This window comes from Protofrankia sp. CiP3 (assembly GCF_917627345.1).
In the GTDB taxonomy this organism is placed as follows: domain Bacteria; phylum Actinomycetota; class Actinomycetes; order Frankiales; family Frankiaceae; genus Protofrankia.
Map to the genome: position 1 here is coordinate 3,434 of NZ_CAKJTM010000183.1, position 1,399 is coordinate 4,832.

The 1,399-nt window shown below is 56.0% G+C and carries 1 protein-coding gene; it reads right to left on the minus strand.

Annotation, left to right across the window (positions count from 1 at the left end; translation table 11 throughout):
* Window positions 1–160: 160 nt before the first annotated feature.
* Window positions 161–382: a hypothetical protein gene (locus MJ797_RS25730; protein ID WP_239342195.1), complete on the minus strand. Its 222-nt coding sequence runs from the start codon at window positions 380–382 to the stop codon at window positions 161–163.
* Window positions 383–1,399: the final 1,017 nt, after the last annotated feature.

Below are 1,399 nucleotides of genomic sequence, written 5' to 3' on the forward strand. Positions count from 1 at the left end.
CGGCTCTGACGCGGGACGGTTCGACTCTGCCCCGCCTCACTACCGCCAGAAATCGGACTGAACCATCGCAAAAATGAACGAGATGCTCTCTTAGTCCATGTTCGTGCAAGGAGATCATGGTGCCCACGCGGCACGGTGGCGGGGTGACGACGAACGAACTTCAGCGGGCTCGGGGTAGCGGCCGGGACAGGGCGGCGAGGGTCACCCAATCCGCCGGTTGCAGCATCGGACGGTTCGCGTGCCGTCGTAACACTGCCAGCGGATGTCGCAGGATCAGGATGAGGAGCTCCGCGTCTTTCGCGGTGTCGCCGTGCACGCTGAGCAACATCAGTCCGAAAGTATTGCGTGTCAGGGCGCAGAGCAGCGACCACACCATGACCATGCAGCCTGCCCGACACGGGCCCTGCCCGGCGAGCAAACACGCAGGTCACCGCTCGAACCGGGGTTCTGGAACCCCACAGCCGGATACGAGGGAGAAGCAAGCAGGTCAAAAATCAAGCTGAAAGCCTGCTAATGATCTTAAATTTGTTTACGCTTAGTCAAAGTTGATCTCTTTCACAAAAGATCGAAGAAAGAGAAGGTGGATTCAATGGTTGTAGCGACACTCCGATAGGATTATTATCGGTAGCATCGAGAGAATGGATGGTGGATGGGTCGACGCGAGACGTTGGCATTCGAGGAGCGGGAGACCATCTCGCGGGAGTTGAGCCAGAGTCGCTCGGCGCGGTTCATCGGGAAGTTTCAACTCATGAAGCGGTAGCTTGTACGGCAACACCGGTCGCTGACATCGTCAAAAACTCCGGTGGAGGGATATGGAGATGGGTGCAGATTATTTGCAGGGAGATCGCCATCGACAAGAAGGGTGTTCTGTCCGTATTTGAGGCTATTTTTAGATCTTCATCCAAGAGCTGATCATGGAATTAGGTGTCGAGGTGACAGCTATACCGCCAGTCGAGATTCAATCTTCATGATCCTCTAGTTGGCTAGGTCGGCCAAAGCCGTGAAAATCGGGTCAAGTTGACGTATCGTGACGGGTGCCTGCTCCACAGCGCACCTGACCAGCAGTTTCGACATTAAGCCTTGGTCATCATTGCTAGGCGTAGCGGGTGGCGGTGGTCGGCCGGCTGACCACAAGTCCCTGCGTGAGCCTGCGCTGGAACCGGAGCCGGTAGCGAACATGCCTTGTCGGGCTGGGGTGAAGCCCCGATAGCTGTGAGGGGTGCGCCGACCCGCGCTTTGCCCTCTTTATTTCATATTCTCTTTTAGAGGTGGTGGCATATCTGCTATATTCGGCTTCTCAGCCGGAAAAGATCTCCCTCCAAAGGAACTGCACTCTATGGAGATAAGGGCTGTCAAGATCGCGTCGATGGCAGATTCCGCCGTTTCGCTAAATAGCTGA

What these genes read in the sequence shown, in the direction of transcription:
- MJ797_RS25730 (WP_239342195.1), bottom strand. Translation starts at nt 382, where the DNA reads ATGGTCATGGTGTGGTCGCTGCTCTGCGCCCTGACACGCAATACTTTC.